The organism is Chromohalobacter sarecensis (genome assembly GCF_023061135.1).
Lineage (GTDB): Bacteria > Pseudomonadota > Gammaproteobacteria > Pseudomonadales > Halomonadaceae > Chromohalobacter > Chromohalobacter sarecensis.
Genome location: NZ_JAKGAN010000003.1, coordinates 312,770 through 333,671 on the forward strand (window position 1 = coordinate 312,770; position 20,902 = coordinate 333,671).

Sequence of the window (20,902 nt, forward strand, 5' to 3'; positions counted from 1 at the left end):
TCTTTTCGCAGCACAAGGTGAGGGGGGTGATGACGGAATCCGAGGTAACCTTCGAAGAGCAGCCCACGCGTGACGGCGGGCGCATCGGTATCGCCACGCTGAATGCGCCCGGCAGTCTCAATGCCTTGTCACTGGCGATGATCACCTCGCTGCATGCCAAGCTCGACGCCTGGGTGGACGATGTATCGGTGCACGCGGTGTGGCTGCAAGGCGCGGGCGATAAGGCATTCTGCGCGGGCGGCGATGTGGTCGCCTTGTACCGCGCTATGACGCAGTCGTCCGGGGGCGAGGGAGAGGCCGCTCAGGCTTACTTCGAGGCCGAGTATCGCCTCGATCATTGCCTGCATCATTATCCCAAACCGCTCATCGTCTGGGGCGATGGCGTTGCTATGGGCGGTGGCCTGGGGCTCTTGGTCGCCGCCGATCAGCGTATCGTCACCGAGACCAGCCGCCTGGCCATGCCGGAAATCAGTATCGGTCTATATCCCGATGTCGGCGCCAGTTGGTTTTTCCAGCGTATGCCGGCAGGGGTGGGACTTTACTTGGGGGTGACCGGTGCCCAGCTCAATGCGCGCGATGCCCTCGAGCTGGGGCTCGCGGATCGCGTCATCGCCAGTGAGGCGCGGCAAGACGTGCTCAAGGCCCTGGAGCGTGCCGATTATCGCTACCCTCACCAAGCGGTCAGGGAGATCCTGCGTGGTTTCGAGACCCGGACGCTGGCGCCGCAGGCCGAGGTCATGCCGCGTCTTGATCATCTGCAGTCTCTATGTGATGCGGCGGATATCACGCAGGTGGTACGTCGCATCCTCGACGATCCGCGTGAAGATGCCTGGCTGGCCGCCAATCGTGCACGTCTGGCGGCGGGTTGCCCTGCCACCGCGCATCTGGTGTGGCGCATGCTATGTCGGCATCGGCATGGCAGCTTGGCGGAGACGTTTCGCGATGAGCTGATGCTGTCAGTGCAATGCTGTCGGCATACCGAGCTCGCCGAGGGCATTCGCGCGCTATTGATCGACAAGGACCGGGCGCCGCAATGGGCCTACAAGGATGTCGCCAGCGTGCCCGCGAGCTACATCGATGGCTTTTTCATGCCGCTGTGGGATGCCGAGACGCATCCGCTCGCCGATCTTTGAGCGTTCCGGTTCCGGCGGGTTGAGCATCAACGCGGGCTGAAACGACGTGTCAGGTTGGTCTCGGCGATCATGCGCGTGGAAATCTCCTCGATGGAAAAGCGCGTGGTGTCGATATAGGGAATATGGTAGCGGCGAAACAGTGCCTCGGCCTGCTGCAGTTCCTGCATGCATTGATCCATTGAGCAGTAGCGACTATTGGGGCGACGCTCGCTGCGAATCGCCGCGAGCCGGCGTGGGTCGATGGTCAAGGCGAATAGCTTGTGGCGATGGGGCGCCAATGCCTTGGGCATGCTCAGCATGCCGTCTTCGTCCAGGTCGTCCTCGGTCAGGGGATAGTTGGCGGCACGAATGCCGAATTGCAGCGCCAGATAGAGCGAGGTGGGCGTCTTGCCGCAACGCGAGACGCCCACCAGGATGACATCGGCCTGATCGTATTGGTGCGTGCGTGCGCCATCGTCGTTGTCGAGAGCGAAGTGCACGGCGTCGATACGGTGCATGTAGACATCGTCGCGACCGATGGCATGGGTGCGTCCCACGGTATACGTGGAATGGGTCGCCAGTTCTTCTTCGAGCGGGGCCAGGAAGGTCGAAAAGATGTCTACCTTGAAGCCCGGCGCATCGGCAATGATGGTGCGAATCGCCTGATCGACGATGGTGTCGATCACGATGGGGCGGGCGCCGTCACGTTCGGCGGTCTGGGCAATGATGGCCGCCAGGGTGTGGGCTTTTTCCAGCGTATCGATATAGGGCTTGACCACCAAATTGAGTTCGACGCCTTCGAATTGGGCGAGCAGGCTGCGGCCCAGGGTTTCTGCGGTAATGCCGGTACCATCGGAGATGAAGTAAGCGGTGCGGGGCATGGCAATGTCCGAACGTGGCGAAAATTTTACGTCTATTCTCTGGCCCCTTGCTGGCAAGCGCAAATAGGCGTTCGTCGCGCTGGGCACGGCGACTACAAGAATCCTCGAAAATGCCGTGTTGTTGTAAAAATACTCCACCCCCTTCGCTATTAGACCAATGGTGAATAGTAGGGCCCCTTGATAGGGTACGAGCATCCGCTGCGCCCTGCGCGGTACTGGCTGTGACGACGTCGTCATCGCCACCGTCCTGACTCGAGGGGGTTCTCTTGGAAGAGTATATCGTTTGGTTCGATCAGCTTGGCATGGATGATGTCGAGCGGGTGGGTGGCAAGAACGCGTCGCTCGGGGAGATGATCTCCAACCTGGCGGATGCCGGCGTCACGGTACCCGGCGGGTTTGCCACCACCGCCGTCGCCTATCGTGAATTCCTCGCGCACGAGGGACTCAACGAGCGCATCAACGAGGCGTTAGCGCGCTTGGATGTCGACGATGTCACGGTGCTGGCCGAGACAGGGGCGCGGATTCGTCAGTGGGTCATCGATACGCCATTGCCGCCGGCTTTCGAGCGGGTCCTGGCCGAGGCCTATGGCCAATTGCAGGATAAGCATCCTCACCTCAAGGCGGCGGTACGCTCCTCCGCGACGGCGGAGGATCTACCCGACGCGTCGTTCGCGGGGCAGCAGGAAACCTTCCTCAATATCGAAGGCTTCGACAACGTCAAACGCGCCGTGCACGAGGTCTTCGCTTCATTGTTCAACGATCGCGCCATTGCTTACCGCGTGCATCGTGGCTATCCCCACGAGAACGTGGCGCTTTCCGCTGGCGTGCAGAAGATGGTGCGTTCCGAAACGGCGGCCAGTGGCGTGATGTTCACGCTCGACACCGAATCCGGGTACCGCGATGCCGTGTTCGTGACGGGTTCCTGGGGACTGGGCGAGACGGTCGTCCAGGGCGCGGTCAACCCCGATGAATTCTATGTGCACAAGCCGACGCTGGCGGCAGGGCGTCCGGCCGTGCTGCGGCGAACACTGGGCTCCAAGCTGATCAAGATGGTCTATGGCGAGGAAAGTGCCGCTGGCCGCTCGGTGAAGACCGTGGATGTACCGCACGCCGATCGCCAGCGTTTTTGTCTCGGCGACGACGAGGTCATGGCGTTGGCTCGGCAAGCGGTGACCATCGAGGAGCACTATGGACGCCCGATGGACATCGAATGGGCGCGCGATGGCGACGATGGCAAGCTGTACATCGTTCAGGCACGCCCTGAAACCGTGGTCTCCAACGTGGAAGGCGGCAAGCTTGAGCGCTTTCAGCTCAAGGAAAAAAGCCGTGTACTGGTAGATGGTCGAGCCATCGGTCAGCGCATCGGCCAGGGCGCAGTCAAAGTCGTGGCCAGTCCCGAGCAGATGGATAAGGTGCATGACGGTGATGTGCTGGTGACCGACATGACCGATCCCGATTGGGAGCCGATCATGAAGCGCGCCTCGGCGATCGTCACCAACCGGGGCGGGCGTACGTGCCATGCGGCGATCATCGCCCGCGAACTGGGCATCCCCGCCGTGGTGGGCTGTGGCGATGCGACCCAGGCGCTTGCCGATGGCCGCGAGGTGACCGTGTCCTGTGCCGAGGGTGACACTGGCCATGTCTACGATGGCCTGCTGGATTACGACTGTCAGACCACGACGGTCGACAACATGCCGGCGCTGCCTTTCGATATCATGATGAACGTCGGCAATCCTGACCGTGCTTTTGGCTTTTCCAGCTTGCCCAATGCGGGCGTCGGGCTGGCACGCCTGGAGTTCATCATCAATCGCATGATCGGCGTGCATCCCAAAGCATTGATCGATTACGCCACGCTACCCGCCGACCTGCAGCAGACCATCGATCTGCGGACCGCTGGGTACGATGACCCGGTCAGTTTTTACGTCGACCGGTTGGTGGAGGGCATTTCCACCCTGGCGGCGGCGTTCTATCCCAAACGCGTCATCGTGCGGCTCTCCGATTTCAAGTCCAACGAATACGAGAATCTCATCGGCGGCAAGCTCTACGAGCCCGGTGAAGAGAACCCGATGCTGGGGTTCCGCGGCGCCTCGCGCTATATCTCCGAGACGTTCCGCCCGTGCTTCGAGCTGGAGTGCCGCGCCTTGAAGCGGGTTCGCGATGTCATGGGGCTCGATAATATCGAGATCATGGTGCCTTTCGTGAGAACGCCGGAAGAAGGGCGTGAGGTCGTTTCCCTGATGGAAGCCAATGGGCTCAAGCGAGGGGCCTCTTCCTCTCCTCAGGGCCAGGGCCTGAAGATCATCATGATGTGCGAATTGCCGGCCAATGCGCTCTTGGCGGACGAGTTCCTGGAGCATTTCGATGGCTTCTCCATCGGCTCCAATGACCTGACGCAGTTGACGCTGGGGCTGGATCGCGACTCGGGCATCGTCGCCCATCTCTTCGACGAGCGTAATCCGGCGGTCAAGAAACTGTTGGCGATGGCCATCCAGGCGTGCCGGGCACAGGGCAAATATGTCGGCATCTGCGGTCAGGGACCGTCGGATCATCCCGAGCTCGCGAAATGGCTGATGGAGCAGGGCATCGATTCGGTGTCATTGAATCCCGATGCGGTGCTCGAAACCTGGTTCATGCTGGCCGGTGAAAAAGTCGGCTGAATCGGCTGCTTCTCGAAAATTGACCTTGGAAAATGGAAAGGCGCGCCGAGAGGTGCGCCCTTTTTCGGAGACGGTGCATATGTTGCGGGTGAGCGCTTGCTTCTATTAGCTCCATTCACTGATGCACCCAGTTGCGTAGTTTGACTAGCAGCAGCTCGCCATCGCTGAGGGTGGCGCGTTCGTTGAGCAAGTCGATCAGCGTCGCGGGTCGGTCGGTGATGATATTGTCGACGCCCATATCGATGTAGCGCGACATGTCACGGGTGCTGTTGACGGTCCAGACATGCAATTCGCGGCCGCTGTCATGCACCATGCTGATGGTGCCGGTATCGGCGCGAGTGTGACGCAGGCCGATGATATCAGCCGGGGTCGAAGACAAAGCCCCAGGTAGCAGGAATTGGACGAAGAGCGCGGTATCGATGTCGGGGGCGTATTCCGCGACGTCCCGAATCACCCTCGGCGATAGCGAGGCGATTACGGCGCTGTCGGCGATGCCGTAACGTCGCAAGCGTTCGACGACTGCTTCGATGAGTGCCTGCTCGTTGCCGGGAATTGGTTTGAGTTCGACGTATAGGCGCGCCTTGCCATGCGCCAGGCCAATCACTTGGTCGAGCGTTGCCAAGCGTTCATCGGAAAAGTCCGCATCGAACCAGCTACCGATATCGATATCGCGCGTTTCCTCTAGCGTCAGGTCGTTGATATCCAGTGCTTGCCCGGTAAGGCGTTCCAGCGTGCGGTCGTGCGAGAGGACGACATTGCCGTCGTGCAGTAGCCTGACATCCAGTTCCAGGTAGTCGGCGCCTTCCTGAATGGCCTGACGCATCGATGCCAGGGTGTTTTCCGGTGCTGCCATCGAGCTGCCGCGATGGGCGGTGACGGTAATATCGTCGCGCAGTTGGAAGTCGCTCAGCACCCACCCCGCTTGGAGCAGCGCGAAGACCAGCAAGACGGCCTCGGCGGTCCAGGCCCACCAGCCCGATTTCTGGGGCGCCGGCGCGTCCGCGACACCGAGTATGCCGCCCCCCAAGCGTCGATAGAGATTGGCCACCAGTAGACTATTGGCCACGACCCCCAGAAACGTCACGGCGATGATCGACAGCGTATAGGCCGCCACGTAGACCAGCATGACAGGAATCAGCAGCGAGATACGATCCGGTAGGTGGCTGATCAGCGGCGAAGCCAGGCTATTGAACAGGATGCTGAATAAAACCGGCAGTGCGGCGACCCCTAGGGCGAATACCAGTACCAGTGCCGTGATACGGGTGTGTCGTCCCCGTGTCAGCGCACGACTGCGTGTCAGCGCCTGGAGAGGGGAAAGACGGTCCAGCACCAGGGCGGGTAGTGCCAGGAACCAACGCGCATAAAGCAGTGCTTGTAGCCATAGTGCGATGAGAGCGAGGCCACCGCCGAGCATGGCGAAATACCAGAAGGTCGGGGGTTTCATACGCATCACGACGTACAGCTCGGTATCGCCAAGCAAGGCATCGTAGCAATAGCCGATCAGCAGCACGAACGGGGCGACGAGCAGCAAATGGGCGCCGACCTGGAGAAATGTGAGCCCGGCGATATCCGGAAAGCGGCGACCGATTTGCCACAGCGTGTTCATCGTCGCCCGGTAGCGTCCCGGACCGGGCGCGGCGACCAATCGCATCATGCCGCTTTGCTGCAGGAAAATCAGCAGAAAACTCAGGCCCAGCGCCACCAGACCCCAGGCAAGGCCCAAGGGGGAAAGCGCCATGTCGGCGATCTGGGCATTGCTGAGCGCGGGACGATGGAAGGCATGCAGCAGGCTGGTCAAAGTCCAGGTCGTCAACGGCACCAATACGGCCGTAGCGAGGACAGTGAAGAATAGATGAAAAACCAGTAGCGCTCGTCCCTGAGCGCGCAATTGGGTCGCAATGTCACCCAGCAACGTGCGGGTGGCGAGCATGACAACTCCTTCGTTTCCTATCTGGATGTTGCTAGCCTCGTCTGAAAAGTCGACGAGCGATGATCAGACAAGGCAAAAATTGGCGAAAAGACGGACTGGGCTCGCACCCGAGTTTACAGGTCGTAAATGAGTACTTTGAGCCCATTTTTAACGCCGTATGGTCGAGCGCAGGCACTTTTCAGATAGTGCCTAGGCTCGCATCGTCGCTCGCTGCAGGCAAATATCAGCGCCATCAGTCATCTAGCGTTAACGCCTCATGAGCAATCACGATGCCGTTGTTGTCGGCGTAAAGCCACTGCCCCGGTGCGATCGTCACGCCGCCGAATGTGACGGGAATATCGCGCTGGCCTTCGCCACGTTTCTCGCTCTTGCGAGGGTGCGTGCCGAGCGCCTGAATACCGATCGGGGTCTCGTTGAGGATATCGACATCGCGCACGCAACCATGGACGATGATGCCGGCCCAGCCATTGTCGACGGCCTTGGCCGCCAGCATGTCGCCCAGCAGCGCGCAACGCCAGGAGTCACCGCCGTCGACGACCAGGACGGCACCATCGCCGGATTCGTTGACCGCTTCTTTGACGCGGGAATTGTCCTCGAAGCACTTGACCGTGCGCACCGGCCCGTAGAAGGCGTCGTGTCCACCGACATTGGCCAGCGATGGTTCGATTACCTTAACGTCGGGATAGGCGTCACAGATATCGGGGGTGATAATAGTGGGCATGCTGTCTCCTCGCCTGTGCGGCATTCACTGAAACAGATGCCATCATGTCATGCCTTGAGCATCGCGCCATTGCGGCCTTGGGGGGAGAAGAGCTAGCAAAATGACAGAAAGACGCCGGGCAAGGCCCGGCGTCTTGTATAGCGCTGCACGCCGAGGCGTTGTTTAGAACTGCCAGCCCACAGATGCGGAGAAGGAATCGATCTGGTAGTCGCTGTCGAAGTCGTAGCGCTCGTATTCGGCGCGCACCAGGAAGGGATTGAAGTTGAACTGCGCACCGGCACCGTAGACCGGGTCTACGCCATCGTTGTCCTTCAGGTCGGTGCTCGCACCACCGAGATTACCGTCGACGTCGGTTTCCCACTTCGCCATGCCCGCCTTGGCGAACAACTCGAACCAATGGGTGATGGGTAGTTTGCCGACCAAGCTGACGCCGTAGGCTTTCGACTCGAGGTCGGTATTGGCCGTGTCGTTGCCCTTGAGCTCGACACGTCCGAGGTCCGCATAGAACGCCTCGGTGGCGAAGTAGCGGTTGAAGTTGTAGCCGACGAAACCCTTGAAGACGTTGTCGTCATCGTCGGTGTCGAAGTCCTCGCTACCCGACTCGACGAAATCGTCAATCTCGCCGTCATCGTTTTCCAGCGAGCTAAAGCCGGTCCCGACGCCGAAGTATAAGCCTTCGGGGTTAGGGGCGGCCATGGCGTTGGGGGCGAGGACGAGCAGACTCGACGTGGCCACGGAAGCGGTGAGCAAAGCTTTGATTTTCATGGGGTTCTCCTTGATTTTCTCATTACGGCGCACCCTTGTTTGCCGGTCTTCGAGGCGCAGCATCGGGCGGCCGGAATGTCATGGCATCCTGCCGTCTCATCCCATAGCCGTATGGCACGGGGACGCGAACGAGCGTTTCATATCTAAGCGTCTGTCCGGCTCATTGACAAGGCGAACAGTGTTAAAAAACGTACTCGGGCGTTGGCATTTGGCGACGCTTATAAAAAACGCCCCGCGCTGGCGGGGCGTTTCGGTGACCTGCACTCTTTCTCAATAGGCGAGCATTGGAGACGAGTGGTCAGGCTTCCTCGGCGACCGGAATCACGTTCGCGGCCGCGTTCTGGAACTCTTCGATTTCATGGAAGTTCATGTAGCGGTAGATTTCACCCGCCATGGCGTTGAACTCGCTCATGTAACCTTTGTATTCCTCGACGCTCGGCAAGCGTCCCTCGACGGCTGCGATGGCGGCCAACTCGGCGGAGGCAAGATAGACATTCGCGCCATCGCCTAGACGGTTGGGGAAGTTGCGCGTGGAGGTCGAGACCACGGTGGACTTGGGCGCCACGCGTGCCTGGTTGCCCATGCACAGCGAGCAGCCCGGCATTTCCATGCGTGCGCCGGCGCGCCCGTAAATGCCGTAATAGCCCTCTTCCGTCAACTGATGTTGGTCCATCTTGGTGGGCGGTGCAAGCCACAGGCGGGTCTTCAGGCTACCGGGGGGCTGTTTCTCGAGCAGTTTGCCGGCGGCGCGGAAGTGGCCAATGTTGGTCATGCACGAGCCGATGAAGACTTCGTCGATCTTCTCGCCGGCGACCTCGGAGAGCAGGCGCGCGTCATCAGGATCGTTGGGCGCGCACAGCACGGGCTGGTCGAGTTCGCTCATGTCGATCTCGATGACGGCGGCATACTCGGCATCGGCGTCGGCGCGCATCAGGCTGGGGTCGGCCAACCACTCTTGCATGGCCTGAATGCGGCGCTCCAGCGTGCGGGCGTCGCCGTAGCCGTTGCTGATCATCCACTTGAGCAGGGTGATGTTGGAGTTCAGATACTCGGAAACCCGCTCCTCGCCCAAGGTGATCGTGCAGCCAGCGGCGCTGCGTTCGGCGGAAGCGTCGGAGAGTTCGAACGCCTGCTCGGCGGTAAGGTCCTCGAGGCCTTCGATTTCCAGAATACGGCCCGAGAAGAAGTTCTGCTTGTTCGACTTCTCGACGGTCAAGAGGCCGTCTTTGATAGCGTAATAGGGAATCGCATGTACCAGATCACGCAGCGTGATGCCGGGCTGGCGCTCGCCCTTGAAGCGCACCAGCACGGATTCCGGCATATCCAGCGGCATGACGCCGGTGGCGGCGGCGAAAGCGACCAGGCCCGAGCCCGCCGGGAACGAGATGCCCATCGGGAAGCGGGTGTGCGAGTCGCCGCCGGTGCCGACGGTGTCCGGCAGCAGCATGCGGTTGAGCCACGAGTGGATGATGCCGTCACCCGGACGCAGCGAAACGCCGCCGCGGTTCATGATGAAGTCAGGCAGGGTGTGATGGGTCTCGACATCGACCGGCTTCGGATAAGCCGCCGTGTGGCAGAACGACTGCATCACCAGATCGGCCTGGAAACCGAGACACGCCAGATCCTTGAGCTCGTCGCGGGTCATCGGGCCGGTGGTGTCCTGAGAGCCCACGGTGGTCATCGTGGGCTCGCAGTACATGCCCGGACGCACGCCCCCCATGCCGCAGGCCTTGCCGACCATCTTCTGCGCCAGGGTGAAGCCCTTGCCGGTATCGATCGGCTGTTCGGGCTTACGGAAGACGTCGGAGGTGTCGAGGCCGAGTTCGTTGCGCGCTTTCTCGGTCAGGCCACGGCCGATGATCAGCGGAATGCGGCCGCCAGCGCGCACTTCGTCGAGGATGACCTGGGTCTTGAGCTCGAAGGTTGAGACGACTTCGTCGCTGCCGTGGCGCGTCACCTTGCCCTCATAAGGATAGACATCGATGACATCGCCCATCTCGAGCTTGGAGACATCCATCTCGATAGGCAGGGCACCGGCATCTTCCATGGTGTTGAAGAAGATCGGGGCGATCTTGCCGCCGAACACGAAGCCGCCGGCACGCTTGTTGGGCACGTTGGGAATGTCGTCGCCGAAGAACCACAAAACGGAATTGGTGGCTGACTTGCGCGACGAACCGGTGCCCACGACATCGCCGACATAGGCGACCGGGAAGCCTGTCGCCTTGACCTCGTCGATCTGTGCGATGGGGCCCTTGTTGCCCGGCGCTTCCGGCGTAATGCCCTCACGCGGATTCTTGAGCATGGCATTGGCGTGCAGCGGGATATCCGGGCGCGACCAGGCATCCGGTGCCGGCGAGAGATCGTCGGTGTTGGTTTCGCCCGGTACCTTGAACACCGCGATACTGATCTTCTCGGGCAGGGCCGGCTTGGCCAGGAACCACTCGGCTTCGGCCCAGGATTCGAGCACGGCCTGGGCGATGGCGTTGCCGTTCTTGGCGCGTTCGGCAACATCGTGGAAGGCATCGAACATCAACAGGGTGCGCTTGAGCTGTTCACCGGCTTCCTGGGCGAGGGCGTCATCGTCGAGGAGTTCGACCAGGGTGGCGATGTTGTAGCCGCCTTGCATGGTGCCCAACAGCTTGACCGCGTGCGTCTTGTCGATCAGCGGAGAAGTGGCCTCGCCCTTGGCGATGGCGGTCAGGAAGCCGGCCTTGACGTAAGCGGCTTCGTCCACGCCGGGCGGGACGCGGTTGGTGAGCAGATCGAGAAGCGTTTCTTCCTCGCCGGCGGGCGGCGCCTTGAGCAACTCGATCAGTTCGGCAGTCTGCTCGGCGTTGAGCGGCTGGGACGGCACGCCTTCGCGCGCGCGCTCCTCGGCATGTTGGCGGTAGGCTTCAAGCACGTTGGGACCCTCGTCAGTCATCGAAACCAGGGCGGGGCGGTGCGCGTGGCGATGATCACTTCCACTCTCGCGCACGGCGGGCACGACCTGGGGCAGGTTGTCACCGGTCTAAATAGGCAGCGAGATTCTACTCGAAACTGTCGACAATGTTAAGAAGGCCTTCTATGACGGGCGCTGAGAGGATGGTCAAAGGCATGCCGATGCATGACGGTCGCTGTAGCGGCGCGCTCGCGATACCATGCGTGCTTGGGCAAAAGGGAGGTGAGATGGTCGCCAACGAGAGCAAGGCAAAGCGTATCCAGTCGCCATGCGTGGGATTGTGCTCGACGACCGTCGGTGATCGCGTATGCCGTGGTTGCCAACGCACGGAAGACGAAATTCGCGACTGGTTCACGCTCGACGCCGAGGCTCGGGCAGCGCGCATACAGGCATTGGATGCGTTGCGTGTGCGGGTAGCCTCGCGCTTCTTGCATGTCGACGATCCGGCATGCCTGGAGGCGCAATTGATACGCCATCGAATTCGCTTTCGCAGCGAGCAGCCATCGTTGTCACGTGCCGTGGAATTGCTGCGCGTAGGGCGTACGCGCATGCAGGACTTGAGTCGCTATGGACTACGCCTACATGCAAGCGTCGCTCGACTCGCGCCCGATACCTTGTACGCGGCGCTGCAAGAAGCGTTGATGCAGGAAGCGCTCCAGCGCCTGACGACAGCACCGACCGAGCCTTCCATTTAACTTTCATGACCCTCTCAATGGATAGAAGAAAGCCATGTCCACTGACGCGAACGCCTTGCTACCCCAGGAACTAGTGAACTTCTTGCCGTGCGCGACCCCGGATGCCTGGGTTCAGGCAGCGCTAGCGCATCCGTCGCTGTTGCTCATCGATCACGCGCAATGCGAGAAAAAAGCGGCCTCTACGGCGATGAATCTGATGTATCGCTATGTCGAGCATACCGAGTTGCTGACCAAGATGTCGCAGCTGGCCCGCGAGGAGCTTCTGCATTTCGAGCAGGTGGTGACCTTGATGCGCGAGCGTGGCGTGCGCTATCGCCAACTCAGCGCTTCGCGCTACGCTGCAGGGTTGCGCCAGCATGTGGGTAAGGACGATCCGCAACGCCTGGTCGATACCCTGATTGTCGGCGCCTTCATCGAGGCGCGTTCGTGTGAACGCTTCGCGTCTCTGATCCCTTTTCTGGATGATGAGCTTGCCAAGTTCTACCGCGCTCTGGTTAAGTCGGAAGGACGCCATTACGAAGATTATCTGGCGCTGGCGCGGCAGTACGCCACGCAGGATATCGCGCCGCGTATCGCGTTTTTCGCCGAGCGTGAGCGCGAGCTGATCGAATCACCGGATACCTGCTTTCGCTTCCACAGCGGTGTGCCATCGGCAGCGTGATCGCGCTCGCCGGCGGTAGCGGCCCAATCAGGGTATGACGACGATGACTCAGGAAACCCCGGCACCGCCTCGATTGACGCTGTTCGGGCATTTTTCGATGACACTGGGGGACGCCACGCTCACCCAGTTCAGCTATGACAAGGTCAAGGCATTGTTGGTCTACCTGTTGCTCAACGAGCAGGCGGCCAATCGTGCCGGGCTGGCGGAAATGCTGTGGCCCGACCAAGGCCTGTCGTCGGGGCGCACCAATTTGCGCCATGCGCTGCATTGTCTGCGGCAACGTCTCGGCGATGAGGCCGAATCGGCTCTGACGGTTTCGCGTCAAAGCATCGAATTGCGTCTGGCATCGCATTGGGTGATAGATGTGCGTCGCCTCGAGACGTTGCTGCAAGCGCCGCCCGAGATCGGTGCCATCGACGAGTTGCTCACCTTGTATTGCGGCGACCTGGTCGAAGAACTGCACTTGCCGCAGTGCAGTGATTTCCAGCGCTGGCTGATCAAGGTACGCGGCGAATGGCGCCAACGCATGATCGCCTATATCGAATGTGCGTTGGACGGCGACGATAACGTCTCCGAGGAGGTATTGCGTCAGTTGGTGAGCCGCTTCTCGGGGTATGGTCCCTTTCATGAACGCCTGGTGCACCAACTGGCCGAGAAGGGACAAATTGCCGCCGCGCATGAGCAGTTCAATGCCTATCTGGAGCTTCTGGCGCTTTCCGGCCAGCAGCCCGAGGCCGAATTTCTGCAATTGGCGCGTTACTGGTCGGGCGGCGCGCAGCCAACGGCGCCCACCTCGCCCCAAGGCGCTTTTTCGCGGACCGTGGCGCTGGACAGTGCCCCCATACGTGAAGACGAGATCGACTACCGACAGCTATCGGTGCTGGCGATTCGCTTGCACTTGCAGGGCGACTGGCAGGAGCGTGCTCAAGGGCACGCCTGTCTGCTCCTGCAAGTAGAGTTGATGCGTTGGCTTGAGCGTCAATGCCATCTACTGGGCGGGTTCTGGCTGCCTGGTGCCACCGGCGGGCTGGGGCTGGCCTGCTTTGGTACCCATGGTCCGGCGCACCAATTGGCCGAGCTGGTGGCGTTGTACGAGCATTGCCGTCGCCAGCTCCCCGAAGAGGTTCAGCGTCACTGGTCGGGGGGCGATCCGGCGCCGCGTTTCGAGCTGGCGGCGGGGCTCAACAGTGGGCGTGGGTTGTATCTACCCGAACGCCGCCTGGCCGACCCCCTGGGGCAAGTGACGCAACCGGCGCTCGAGCTCATGAGCGCCGCTCAGGGCAGCGAGTTGGTGATTTCGCAGGAGGCGAGCCAGCACATGCCCCCCGCGCTGGATCTGCAGCCGCGCCTGACGACACGCTTGCTGGCCGCCGACGGACGGGTGCGCCTTCGTGCGTTGGTGCTAGGGGTCGACGAAGGCGGACGCGATGCCACGCCGCCGAGCTTGATCGGACGCGAAGCGGCACTGCGCCAGTTGCGTGATGCACTGGCCCGGGTGGTTATCGGGTTGCGCCAAAGCGTGCTGGTGCAAGGCGCGCTGGGTATGGGGAAATCGGCGTTGCTGGTGAGCTTTCGGCAACTGGAGCAAAGTCAGGAGATCGCCCTGTGTTGGCAGCCGACGACGCGATTGTCGAGCCAGACGCCTTACGGCGTGGTGCGCGCATTGTTGCGCTGGTATCTCGACCGCGACGTCGATGGCTCGACGCTGGCTGCCTGGTTGGCCAATGAATCGGCACTGGAAGAATCGCGGCGCGAGGTGCTCTACCACGCGCTGAGCGATGGCGGTGACGGCGACATCGGTGAGAGCCTCGAACCGGTCACGCAACTCTTTCACTCGCTTATCGAGCGCATCACCGCGAATCGCCCGCTAGCCTTGGTCATCGATGACCTGCAATGGCTGGATGAGCTCTCGCTCAAGGTGTTGCTGGCATTGCAGGCACGCTTGCCGATCAACGTCCCCTTCATGCTGATTGCCAGCCACCATGGGCGCGAGGCGTTGCCGGTGCGGCTCAACTGGGACCAGCACATCGTGCTGGGGCGCTTGGACAGTACGCAGTCGTCACGCTTGCTGGTGCAACTCGCCAAGCATTATCGGCTGCACATCACCCCGCGTCTTCGTGAGCAGCTCATTGAGCGTTGCGATGGGGTGCCGCTTTACTTGCAGGAAATTTGTCGGCGTCTCGACTTGGATCGCCGCGAAGGGCGTCGCGTGCAAGTGGATGAGTTGCCACGCGGGTTGCTGGGGCTTCTTTCCAGCCGCATCGAGCAGCTCGATGCCGACCGCGATGTGGCGCATGTCGCGGCGGTGCTCGGGCGTCAGTTCCGAGTCGCCTTCCTGCGCGAATGCACCGGGCTCGGTGAGACGCGCCTCAAGCAAGTGCTCGATCACATGCAGCGCCTGGAAATCATCGAGCCCTGCCATGGCGACAGCCCGTTCGACTACCAGTTCGTTCATCAATTGTTGCAGGAAGCCGCGTACCTTTCCTGTCCTCGCGATGTCAGGGAGCGGCTACACCACCAGGTCGTCACGCTCATCGAGGATCGCTTCCCGGCCTTGATTGGCCAGCATCCGGGATATTTCGCGTCGCACTTGCGGTGCAGCGGTGACCATGCGCGCGCGGCGCGCTACTTCGAGCTTGCCGCGCGGGCCGCCCTCAAGTTGAGCGCCAACCGCACGGCGCTAAAGATGGCCGATTCGGGGCTGGAGTGCCTGCAAGATCTCGCGTTGCAGGAAGAGCGCTATATCAGCCTGTTGACGGTGCGCGGCCAGGCCGCCTTTGCGCTCGAGGGCCACGGTTCACCCACGGCGCATGAGAGCTTCGTGCGCGCCAAGGAGATGCTGGGAACGCTGGAGGCGCGGCGTGATGAAGACGACGAAGCGGATGATGAGCAGCCATTCCTGGTGACCTGGGGGCTATGGGTCGGCTGCAGCCAGCGCCACGCGCATGCCGATGCGTTTGCCTTGGCGGCACGCTTGTCGGCGTTCGCCGAGCGCCTCGTCGATCCGCGTTACCAGCGCCTGGCGGATTACGCACGGGCGCATTGCGAATATTGGGCGGGGCGTGTGCGCCATGCTTTCGAGCATCTCGAGGAAATCGATCCGCTGCATCAGCCGATGGTGCTCGATTGGTTACCGTTTTCCGATCATCCGCAGGTCGCTGCGGCTTGTTACCATGCCTGGGCCTTGTGCCTGCGCGGCGATTATCTGCGTGCCGAGCAGCAGATCGAGGCGGCGATACGCTTGGCCGAGTCGATCAAGCATCCTGGCTCGTTGGCGCTGTCGCTGATTTTCGCTGCGGCGTTGTATCGCCAGCTCGGGCATGTGCACATGGCGGCGACACGCGCCGAACGCGCACACGAGGTGACGTCGACGCCCGATCTGCACCTCTGGCATTACGCGGCGCAGGGCATTCTCGGCTGGTACAAGGCGATGAGCGGTGATCCGCAAGGCCTGGCGCTTCTCGAAGAGAGTATGGAGCGAGTGGCCGAGGCCACGGGGCAGGATCGTTATCAGCGTCCTTTGCTGTGGTACGGCGATGCCTGCCTGGCGCTGGGAGAATATGCCCGGGCCGAGGACTATTTAGACCAGTGCTTGATGGTCGCGCGTGAACGCGGTTCGCTGTATTTGCCGGAGTTGACCCTGCAAATGGTGCGTGTTCGCCATGCGTTGGGATATGCGCCCCAGGAAGTGCGTCGCTTGGCCGAACAGGCCTGTCGCGTGGCGAGCGAGCAGGAGAATCGGCATCACCAGATCTATGCCTGCGAGATATGGCTAACGCTGATCGACCCCGATGATGACGATATGCGGCAACGCTTCCGCCAATTGCTGGGGCAGGTCTCGTTGACCGACGCCCCGATGCTGGTGCGCTGGCGCCTGCAACTGGATCGTGCCTTCGAGCCGCAGCACGAGCGCTCATGATGGCAGGCTCAGCGTCGTCAGATCGCGAATTCGCGTAACTGCGGCTCGGCGCCGTCCTCGACACGTATTTCCCAGCCGCTGCCGGGTCGCCAATCGCCGAGTACGATGCGCTGGGCAGGCTGACCGTCGAGGTCGACGTCGTGAACTGCCGGGCGATGCGTGTGGCCGTGAATGAGCGTGGTGACGCCGTGCGTGCGCATGGCCGCTTCGACTTCCGCCGGCGTCACGTCCATGATCGCGTCGGCTTTTTGCGTGTTGGCATCCGCGGATTGCAGGCGCAGGCTCTTGGCGAGCTCCAGGCGTTGCTCGACGGGCAGGGCGAGAATCTGAGCTTGCCATTCGGGATCTCGCGACATAGCACGAAACTTCATGTACTCCTCATCGCCGGTGCACAGGCTATCGCCGTGCATCAGCAGCACGCGCTTATTGCCCAGGGTCACCAGGCTCGGGTCATCGAGCAGGGTGGCGCCGGCGGCATCGGCGAAGGCGTGACCGACGAGGAAGTCTCGATTGCCATGCATGAAATAAATCTGGGTGCCGGCATCGCTGAGGCGTTTCAGCGCATCGATGACTTGGCGCTCCAGGTCACCGAGATAGTCGTCGCCGATCCAGGCTTCGAAGATATCGCCGAGCAGGTAGAGCGTGTCGGCGTGTCGCGCCTCGGTTTCCAGGTAGTTCAGAAAGCCGTGGGCGATGTCCGGCTGGCCTGCGTGGAGGTGCAGATCGGAAATCAGCAGGGTGGTCATCGTGCTGGCGTCCTCATGGGCGTGCGTGTGGCGATCGTCAGATTCGGCAGCGCCGCGCCGAATCGGCGCGGCGTCGCGCCTTATCAGTCTTCGACGGAGGCGCGCTCGAGAATGACGTCCTCGGCGGGCACGTCGGCGTGCATGCCACGGCGCGTGGTGCGCATGTTCTTGATCTTCTCGACCACCTCCATGCCCTCGACGACCTCAGCGAAGACGCAATAGCCCCAGCCTTGCATGGACTTGTCGCGGTGGTTGAGGAAGTCGTTGTCGGCGACGTTGATGAAGAACTGTGCACTGGCGGAGTGCGGGTCCTGGGTGCGTGCCATGGCCACGCTGCCCTTGACGTTCTTCAGACCGTTGTCCGCTTCATTGTCGATCGGCGCGCGGGTGGGCTTTTGTTCGAACTGGGTGTCGAAGCCGCCGCCCTGGACCATGAAGCCATCGATGACGCGATGGAACAGGGTGTCGTCGTAATGGCCGTCGCGCACGTATTGCTCGAAGTTGGCCGCAGTCTTGGGCGCGTTTTCATGGTCGAGGCGCAGACGAATGCTGCCGTAATTGGTTTGCAGAACGATCATGGACGTATCCTGGCGAAGAGAACTGAGCGCGACTTGGCGTCGCGCGCTGGCGTCGCGCTATAATAGCGGCTTTGCACCCGCGGGCGAAACCGTGTCGAGGCGCCAGTCGGTGCTTTGACGTGCCCTCCGGCCACTCCGCGAACGAACAGAGGTTCTGTAGACAGCCCATGAGCGTAGATAGCCACTCCGCCCCGAATTTCATCCGCAATCAGGTTCGCGAGGAAATCGAGGCCGGTCGCCAAGATGCCATCGTCACTCGGTTTCCGCCGGAACCCAACGGATTCCTGCATATCGGCCATGCCAAGTCGATCTGTCTGAATTTCGGGCTTGCCGAGCAGTTTGGCGGTCAATGCCATCTGCGTTTCGACGACACTAACCCCGCCAAGGAAGAGCAAGCCTATATCGATGCCATCAAGGCCGATATCACTTGGTTAGGGTTCGAGTGGGACGGGGCAGTGCGCTATGCCTCGGATTACTTCGATCAGTTGTATGCCTGGGCGCAGCATTTGGTGCGTGAGGGCAAGGCGTATGTCGATGACCTGTCCCCCGATGAGATTCGTGAATATCGCGGCACCTTGACTGAGGCCGGCAAGCCGAGCCCGTATCGCGATCGTACGCCCGAGGAAAATCTCGATCTGCTCGAACGCATGCGCAAGGGCGAGTTCGCCGAGGGCGAGAAGGTGTTGCGTGCCAAGATCGACATGGCTGCGTCCAACATCAATCTGCGTGATCCGATCCTTTATCGCGTGCGACATGCCCACCACCATCAGACGGGCGACAAGTGGAAGATCTACCCGTCCTACGATTTCACGCATGGCCAGTCGGATGCGCTCGAGGGTGTCACGCACTCCATCTGCACGCTGGAGTTCGAGGATCATCGTCCGCTTTACGAGTGGTTCCTGGAGAACCTCCCGGTACCGGTCAAGCCGCGTCAGATCGAATTCGCACGTCTCAATCTCGCGCATACGGTGACATCCAAGCGTAAGCTCAAGCTGCTGGTCGACCAGGGTATCGTGGATGGCTGGGACGACCCGCGTATGCCGACGATTTCGGGCATGCGTCGGCGCGGCTACACGCCGGGTTCGGTGCGTAAGTTCTGCGAGATGATTGGCGTGACGCGGGCCGATGGCGGCATGGTGGATATCGCCATGCTCTACCATGCGATTCGCTCCGACCTGGAAGACAACGCGCCACGCGCGATGTGCGTGCTCAAGCCGCTCAAGGTGGTGTTGACCAATCTCCCCGAGGATCATGAGGAAACCTTCGAAGTGGCCGGCCATCCGGCGCGTGATGACATGGGCGTGCGCCACCTGCCGTTGACGCGCGAGGTATGGATCGACCGTGACGATTTCATGGAAGAGCCGCCCAAGAAGTTCTTCCGCCTGGCGCCAGGCAAGGAAGTGCGCCTGCGCAATGCCTATGTGATCCGCTGCGACGAGGTCATCAAGGACGCCGATGGCGAAATCCAGGAGCTACGCTGCAGTGTCGATTTCGATACCCTGGGCAAGAACCCCGAAGGGCGTAAGGTGAAAGGCGTCATCCATTGGGTGAGCACCGCGCACGCCGTGCCGGTGGAAGTACGCCTGTACGATAATCTGTTTCAGGTCGAAGCGCCGGACCGTGATCGCGACGGCGATTTTCTCGAGCACTTGAATCCCGAATCGCTGCGTGTCGTCGAAGGTTACGCCGAGCCGAGCCTGGCCGACGTCGATCCCGAGAGCCGTTATCAGTTCGAGCGCGTGGGCTATTTCTGTGCTGACCGTTACGCCTGTCGCGATGGCAAGCGGGTCTTCAATCGTACGGTGGGGCTCAAGGATGGTTGGGCCAAGGCACAGAAGAAAGGCTGAGAGGGGTTCGTCGTGCAGATCTACAATACGCTGACGCGTCGCAAGGAAACGTTCACGCCACTCGATGTGAGTCGAGTACGCATGTACGTCTGCGGGATTACCGTCTACGACTACTGCCATATCGGCCATGCCCGCGTCATGGTCGCCTTCGACATGATTACTCGCTATCTGCGTTGGCGGGGGTTCGAGGTCGATTACGTGCGCAATATCACCGATATCGATGACAAGATCCTCAAGCGGGCCGAGGAGAATGGCGAGCCGATTGCGGCGCTGACCGCGCGGATGATCGACGCCATGCACGAGGACGAAGGGCGCCTTGGGGTTTTGCGTCCCGATCGTGAGCCACGTGCCACGGCGCATGTCGACGATATCATCGCCATGGTCCAGCGTTTGGTCGACAAGGGGTATGCCTACCCAGCCGCTAACGGTGACGTTTATTATCGCGTGCGGCGTTTCGAAGGGTACGGCAAGCTCAGCAATCGTGATCTCGATGACATGCGCTCGGGCGCGCGTATCGAAGTCGAGGCCGCCAAGGAAGACCCGCTGGACTTCGTGCTGTGGAAGGCTGCGAAGCCGGGCGAGGAGAGCTGGCCATCACCATGGGGTGAGGGCCGGCCAGGTTGGCATATAGAGTGCTCGGCGATGTCGACGTGCTGCCTGGGCGATACCTTCGATATTCATGGCGGTGGCCCGGATCTCGTGTTTCCACACCATGAAAACGAGATCGCGCAGAGCGAGGCGGCGACCGGGCAAGCCTACGTCAACACCTGGATGCATGCCGGGGCGGTGCGGGTCGATCACGAGAAGATGTCCAAGTCCTTGGGCAACTTTTTCACGATTCGCGAAGTGTTGGAGGCGCATGCTCCTGAAGTCGTGCGTTATCTACTTCTGGCCAGCCACTACCGTAGCCCCATCAATTATGCCCCCGACGCGTTGGGCGAGGCGCGCCGTTCGCTGGAGCGTTTCTATAACGCCCTGCAGGGCGTGACGCCGGCTGAAGGTGAGGTGGCAGCGCATTATCGCGAACGTTTCGTGGCCGCGATGGATGACGATTTCAATACCGCTGAGGCGTTGGCGGTGTTGTTCGATCTCGCGCGCGAGTTGAACCGCACCAAGCAGGAGGCCCCGCAGCGTGCACCCGCATTGGCTTACGAGCTCATATCGCTGGGCGGTGTGCTGGGGCTCTTCGGGCAAGCGCCTGCCGATTTCCTGCAGGCAGGGGCGGGGCAGCTGCCGATGACCGAGGAAGAGATCGAGGCGCGTATCGAGGCGAGGGCGCAGGCCAAGAAGGCCAAGGACTTCGCTACCGCCGATGGCATACGCGATGAATTGGCGGCGCTGGGGATTGTGCTGAAGGATAGCCGCGAAGGCACGACTTGGGTGATCGAAGGCAGTTAAGCGCTGTCTGCAGCGTCGGCGAGCGTAGAAGGTCCATAAACGACAAAGCCC

General features: G+C 61.4%; 14 protein-coding genes. 7 read left to right on the top strand and 7 right to left on the bottom strand.

Annotation, left to right across the window (positions count from 1 at the left end; translation table 11 throughout):
- Positions 1-29 precede the first annotated feature (29 nt).
- The gene (locus tag L1071_RS07270; RefSeq protein WP_246970810.1) at positions 30-1,133 is read left to right on the top strand and encodes an enoyl-CoA hydratase/isomerase family protein; all 1,104 of its coding nucleotides are present in this window, start codon (positions 30-32) and stop codon (positions 1,131-1,133) included.
- A gap of 26 nt (positions 1,134-1,159) precedes the next feature.
- Here L1071_RS07270 and ppsR read toward each other — a convergent pair whose 3' ends face one another.
- Entirely contained in the window at positions 1,160-1,993 is an 834-nt protein-coding gene (gene ppsR, locus L1071_RS07275; protein ID WP_246970813.1) for a posphoenolpyruvate synthetase regulatory kinase/phosphorylase PpsR, read from the bottom strand.
- Positions 1,994-2,259: 266 nt separating this feature from the next.
- Between ppsR and ppsA the strand changes: the two genes are divergently transcribed.
- On the top strand, positions 2,260-4,650 hold the full coding sequence (gene ppsA, locus L1071_RS07280) for a phosphoenolpyruvate synthase (RefSeq protein WP_246970831.1): 2,391 nt from the start codon (positions 2,260-2,262) through the stop codon (positions 4,648-4,650).
- A 115-nt stretch (positions 4,651-4,765) separates the two neighbouring features.
- Here the strand turns inward: ppsA and L1071_RS07285 are convergent, their stop codons facing one another.
- The 4 genes from L1071_RS07285 to acnB all read right to left on the bottom strand — a co-directional run bounded on the left by L1071_RS07285 (position 4,766) and on the right by acnB (position 10,968).
- Positions 4,766-6,580, bottom strand: coding sequence for a glycerophosphodiester phosphodiesterase (locus L1071_RS07285; RefSeq protein ID WP_246970834.1), 1,815 nt, complete (start codon positions 6,578-6,580; stop codon positions 4,766-4,768).
- A 232-nt stretch (positions 6,581-6,812) separates the two neighbouring features.
- Complete coding sequence (gene rraA / locus L1071_RS07290; protein ID WP_246970850.1) at positions 6,813-7,301, bottom strand: ribonuclease E activity regulator RraA; 489 nt, start codon at positions 7,299-7,301, stop codon at positions 6,813-6,815.
- A gap of 162 nt (positions 7,302-7,463) precedes the next feature.
- Positions 7,464-8,066: a porin family protein gene (locus tag L1071_RS07295; protein WP_246970853.1), complete on the bottom strand. Its 603-nt coding sequence runs from the start codon at positions 8,064-8,066 to the stop codon at positions 7,464-7,466.
- Between the two features lie 298 nt (positions 8,067-8,364).
- Positions 8,365-10,968, bottom strand: coding sequence for a bifunctional aconitate hydratase 2/2-methylisocitrate dehydratase (acnB, locus tag L1071_RS07300; RefSeq protein ID WP_246971179.1), 2,604 nt, complete (start codon positions 10,966-10,968; stop codon positions 8,365-8,367).
- Between the two features lie 266 nt (positions 10,969-11,234).
- Here acnB and L1071_RS07305 point away from each other — a divergent pair, with 266 nt between their 5' ends.
- The 3 genes from L1071_RS07305 to L1071_RS07315 are packed head-to-tail and all read left to right on the top strand — an operon-like array spanning position 11,235 to position 16,282.
- Positions 11,235-11,702: a DUF1289 domain-containing protein gene (locus tag L1071_RS07305; protein WP_246970856.1), complete on the top strand. Its 468-nt coding sequence runs from the start codon at positions 11,235-11,237 to the stop codon at positions 11,700-11,702.
- 34 nt (positions 11,703-11,736) lie between these two features.
- Positions 11,737-12,363: a MiaE family protein gene (locus tag L1071_RS07310; protein WP_246897861.1), complete on the top strand. Its 627-nt coding sequence runs from the start codon at positions 11,737-11,739 to the stop codon at positions 12,361-12,363.
- 43 nt (positions 12,364-12,406) lie between these two features.
- Positions 12,407-16,282: an ATP-binding protein gene (locus tag L1071_RS07315; protein ID WP_246970859.1), complete on the top strand. Its 3,876-nt coding sequence runs from the start codon at positions 12,407-12,409 to the stop codon at positions 16,280-16,282.
- 17 nt (positions 16,283-16,299) lie between these two features.
- On the opposite strand, the gene L1071_RS07320 is transcribed toward L1071_RS07315, so the two are convergent.
- Positions 16,300-17,028, bottom strand: a complete 729-nt coding sequence (locus L1071_RS07320) for a UDP-2,3-diacylglucosamine diphosphatase (protein WP_246970862.1) — start codon at positions 17,026-17,028, stop codon at positions 16,300-16,302.
- 83 nt (positions 17,029-17,111) lie between these two features.
- Complete coding sequence (locus tag L1071_RS07325; protein WP_246970865.1) at positions 17,112-17,606, bottom strand: peptidylprolyl isomerase; 495 nt, start codon at positions 17,604-17,606, stop codon at positions 17,112-17,114.
- A 167-nt stretch (positions 17,607-17,773) separates the two neighbouring features.
- Here L1071_RS07325 and L1071_RS07330 point away from each other — a divergent pair, with 167 nt between their 5' ends.
- Together L1071_RS07330 and cysS are read left to right on the top strand one after the other, a co-directional pair.
- Positions 17,774-19,453, top strand: a complete 1,680-nt coding sequence (locus tag L1071_RS07330; protein WP_246970868.1) for a glutamine--tRNA ligase/YqeY domain fusion protein — start codon at positions 17,774-17,776, stop codon at positions 19,451-19,453.
- A 12-nt stretch (positions 19,454-19,465) separates the two neighbouring features.
- The gene (gene cysS / locus L1071_RS07335; protein WP_246970871.1) at positions 19,466-20,851 is read left to right on the top strand and encodes a cysteine--tRNA ligase; all 1,386 of its coding nucleotides are present in this window, start codon (positions 19,466-19,468) and stop codon (positions 20,849-20,851) included.
- Positions 20,852-20,902 lie beyond the last annotated feature (51 nt).

Excerpts from the sequence above, each read along its gene's own strand:
- L1071_RS07305 (WP_246970856.1), top strand. The coding sequence starts at position 11,235 with ATGGTCGCCAACGAGAGCAAGGCAAAGCGTATCCAGTCGCCATGCGTG.
- ppsR (WP_246970813.1), bottom strand. The coding sequence starts at position 1,993 with ATGCCCCGCACCGCTTACTTCATCTCCGATGGTACCGGCATTACCGCA.
- L1071_RS07325 (WP_246970865.1), bottom strand. The coding sequence starts at position 17,606 with ATGATCGTTCTGCAAACCAATTACGGCAGCATTCGTCTGCGCCTCGAC.
- L1071_RS07315 (WP_246970859.1), top strand. The coding sequence starts at position 12,407 with ATGACTCAGGAAACCCCGGCACCGCCTCGATTGACGCTGTTCGGGCAT.
- L1071_RS07285 (WP_246970834.1), bottom strand. The coding sequence starts at position 6,580 with ATGCTCGCCACCCGCACGTTGCTGGGTGACATTGCGACCCAATTGCGC.
- rraA (WP_246970850.1), bottom strand. The coding sequence starts at position 7,301 with ATGCCCACTATTATCACCCCCGATATCTGTGACGCCTATCCCGACGTT.
- L1071_RS07295 (WP_246970853.1), bottom strand. The coding sequence starts at position 8,066 with ATGAAAATCAAAGCTTTGCTCACCGCTTCCGTGGCCACGTCGAGTCTG.
- L1071_RS07310 (WP_246897861.1), top strand. The coding sequence starts at position 11,737 with ATGTCCACTGACGCGAACGCCTTGCTACCCCAGGAACTAGTGAACTTC.
- L1071_RS07320 (WP_246970862.1), bottom strand. The coding sequence starts at position 17,028 with ATGACCACCCTGCTGATTTCCGATCTGCACCTCCACGCAGGCCAGCCG.
- L1071_RS07270 (WP_246970810.1), top strand. The coding sequence starts at position 30 with ATGACGGAATCCGAGGTAACCTTCGAAGAGCAGCCCACGCGTGACGGC.
- L1071_RS07330 (WP_246970868.1), top strand. The coding sequence starts at position 17,774 with ATGAGCGTAGATAGCCACTCCGCCCCGAATTTCATCCGCAATCAGGTT.